The 2951-nt window shown below is 64.9% G+C and carries 4 protein-coding genes; 1 reads left to right on the top strand and 3 read right to left on the bottom strand.

Features of this window, described 5'->3' with window-relative positions:
- Positions 1 to 214: 214 nt before the first annotated feature.
- On the top strand, positions 215 to 988 hold the full coding sequence (locus EOA38_RS32335; protein ID WP_127301133.1) for a gamma-glutamyl-gamma-aminobutyrate hydrolase family protein: 774 nt from the start codon (positions 215 to 217) through the stop codon (positions 986 to 988).
- A 24-nt stretch (positions 989 to 1012) separates the two neighbouring features.
- Here EOA38_RS32335 and EOA38_RS32340 read toward each other — a convergent pair whose 3' ends face one another.
- From EOA38_RS32340 to EOA38_RS32350, 3 genes are all read right to left on the bottom strand, one after another.
- Positions 1013 to 1399: a hypothetical protein gene (locus tag EOA38_RS32340; protein ID WP_127301134.1), complete on the bottom strand. Its 387-nt coding sequence runs from the start codon at positions 1397 to 1399 to the stop codon at positions 1013 to 1015.
- 142 nt (positions 1400 to 1541) lie between these two features.
- Positions 1542 to 2525 (bottom strand): 2-hydroxyacid dehydrogenase, encoded by a 984-nt coding sequence (locus tag EOA38_RS32345; RefSeq protein ID WP_127301135.1) that lies wholly within the window; start codon positions 2523 to 2525, stop codon positions 1542 to 1544.
- A partial coding sequence (locus EOA38_RS32350; protein WP_189435071.1) for a substrate-binding domain-containing protein occupies positions 2522 to 2951 on the bottom strand: 430 nt, incomplete at its 5' end. The genes EOA38_RS32350 and EOA38_RS32345, both read right to left, overlap by 4 nt.

Below are 2951 nucleotides of genomic sequence, written 5' to 3' on the forward strand. Positions count from 1 at the left end.
ACATTCGGGCATCCTCGCCGCCCGGACCGGTTGGGGAAGAAACATACACAGGCGAGAGGTCGAGTCCAGTATCGCGGGCTATGTGCAACTATAGTCTAACGCTAAATTTCGTGGCCTATCCGGAGAGATGAAACTTGCCATGGCAAAACGCCCTCGGATCGCCTATTTTGTAGGCAGAATAATCCGTTAGCCCTCAATGGAACCGATATCCAAAATGCAGCAGCCGCTCGTCGCCGTCTCGACCGATGTCCGCCAGTTCGACAACTACACCTGGCATGCCGCCCCGCAGCAATATATCGAGGCGGCGATCGCGGGGGCCGGCGTGTTCCCGCTGCTGGTGCCCTCCTTCGGCGACCGGCTGGATTTCGACGAACTGCTGTCCTCGGTCGACGGCGTCATGGTCACGGGTTCGAAGTCCAATGTGCATCCGTCGCTCTACGGCGGCGACGCAACCGAGGCCAACGGACCCTACGATCCGGCGCGTGACGCCACCACGCTGCCGCTGATCCGCAAGGCGATCGAGCGCGGCGTGCCGCTGCTCGCCATCTGCCGCGGCATCCAGGAACTGAACGTGGCGCTGGGCGGCACGCTGGGCACCGAGATCCACGAGCGCGAGGGCACGCTCGACCACCGCGCGCCGGTCAGCGACAATCAGGATGAGCGCTTCGGCATCCGCCAGGCGATTTCGATCAAGCCCGGCAGTTGCCTGGCAGGCGTGTTCGGCGCCGGCGAGATCATGGTCAATTCCGTGCACCGCCAGGCGGTCGACCGGCTCGGATCGAAACTGCAGGTCGAGGCGGTGGCCAGCGATGGCACCGTTGAGGCGGTCTCGGTGAAGGATGCGCGCGCCTTCGCGGTCGGCGTTCAGTGGCACCCCGAATATTGGGTGAAGTCGGACAGCAACTCGGCGAAGATCTTCCGCGCGTTCGGCGATGCCGTGCGCCTGCACGCGGCGGCGAAAGCCGGGGCACGTGCGGCGGCAGAGTAGGCTGCTTACAGGAAAATCCGGTAGCTATTCGTCGCTGTTGAGCGCCAGCAGCGGCGCGGCCGGCGCGTAGGATTCGTAACCGTCGCCATCGGCGACGCTGAAAGTGACGATCGGATCGATGCCGTTCTCGCTGAAGGCGACCGTGCCGTCCGCCTGCTCGCGCCAGAATTTCACACGCTCGATGCCGGGCATCAGCGTGCGGCAATCAGGAGCGAGGCTGAGCCGCGACAGCCCGTCCGACACCTCGGCGCCGCGCTGGACGGCGCAGGCCGCTTCGTCGCCATTGGCCGTCAATTTGTAGATGCTTGACGCGGCGGGCTCGATGGCCGCGCCTTGGCTATCGCCGCCATGCAGGAACTGCACGCCCCCGAACAACGCAACCGACGCAACCAAGCCAGTCAACAGCTTCACTCTGCTTCTCCGCACCAAGAGCGCGTCGCGCTTTTTGCCTCTGGTCCATGCATGTCGCCGTCTCCAAACTTTCGGCGATATGCATAACGAAGTATGCACAATGATTCCAAAGGGTTAATCAGGCGTTAATAAATGTGGCCGATCAGGCGCGCGGTCTGACGTTGATCGTCTCCGGCACCGCGGTCAGCGGCCGGCGCTCGCCGAACCAGGAAATCAGATTGTCGACGCAGAGATCGGCCATGGCCCGGCGGGTGTGGTCCGACGCCGAGCCGACATGCGGCAGAAGCGAGGTGTTGGGCGCTTCGAGCAGGGCCCGAGGCACATTCGGTTCGTCGGCAAAGACATCGAGCCCGGCAGCGGCGATGGTGCCGTTCTCGAGAGCAGCGGCGAGAGCCGCCTCATCCACCGTGCTGCCGCGGCCGATGTTGACGAAGACGCCGTTCGGGCCCAGCGCCGACAGGATCTCGGCATTGATGGCCTTTTCCGTCGATGCGCCGCCTGGCGCGATGCAGATCAGCGTATCGACCGCCTCGGCCAAGCCCTTCAGCGTCGCATGGTATTCGTAGGACAGGCCCTCGACCTTGCGGCGGTTGTGATAGGCGATCGGCAGGCCGAAGGCCTCGAGGCGACGGGCCACGGCAAGGCCGATGCGACCCATGCCGAAGATGCCGATGCGGCGGCCGCGCAAGGTGAGCCGGCTCAGGCGATAGTTGCCCTTCTTCACCCAGTCGCCGTCGCGCAGCCATTTCTCGGCGGCGTACATTTCCCGCACGGTGTTGATCAGCAGGCCGATCGTGGTGTCGGCGACCTCCTCGGTCAGCACGTCCGGCGTGTTGGTGACCATCACGCCGCGCTTGGCCGCGTGATTGGCGTCCACCGAATCATAGCCGACGCCGAAATTGGCGATGATTTCGAGATTTGGCAGCGCATCGATCATGGCCGCGTCGATGCCGCCGAAGCAGGCGATGCCGCGCACCGCCTCACGCATCTCGCCGGTCACGAGCGACGGATCGGCGCGCTCGATCCGCACGCGCCGGAATGCCTTATCGATCCGGCCGACCGCGTGGTCGTTGAAATGCCCGGGCACCAGGATGGCGACCGGGAACCTTGCTTCGGCTTTTGTCATTGGCGCTCCACCGGCTTGCCGGTGGACTGGCGCACATGCAGCTCCGGCTTGATCAGTTCCTGCGAGGGCCGCACGGCCTGCCCGTTCAGCTTGTCGAGCAGCGCGCTGGCGGCGCGGCGGCCGACCTCGCGCTGGCCATTCCAGACCGTCGTCAATGCCGGAGTTGCGATTGCGGCCTCCTCGAGATCGTCATAACCGGTGACCGAAATGTCGACGCCCGGCACGAGGCCGGCCCGCGCAATGCCGTTCATCAGTCCGATGGCGACCAGATCATTCCAGCAGCAGGCGGCTGTCGGCTTGTCCTTCAGCGCCAGAAACTGTCCCGCGGCCTCGAAACCGGCCTGCTTGGTGCGCGGCCCGGGAATACGCCATGACGGCTTCACCTCCAGCCCGGCCGCCTCCATCGCATTGAGATAGCCCTGGTAG

This window comes from Mesorhizobium sp. M1E.F.Ca.ET.041.01.1.1 (assembly GCF_003997355.1).
GTDB lineage: Bacteria > Pseudomonadota > Alphaproteobacteria > Rhizobiales > Rhizobiaceae > Mesorhizobium.

What these genes read in the sequence shown, in the direction of transcription:
- EOA38_RS32345 (WP_127301135.1), bottom strand. Translation starts at nt 2,525, where the DNA reads ATGACAAAAGCCGAAGCAAGGTTCCCGGTCGCCATCCTGGTGCCCGGG.
- EOA38_RS32335 (WP_127301133.1), top strand. Translation starts at nt 215, where the DNA reads ATGCAGCAGCCGCTCGTCGCCGTCTCGACCGATGTCCGCCAGTTCGAC.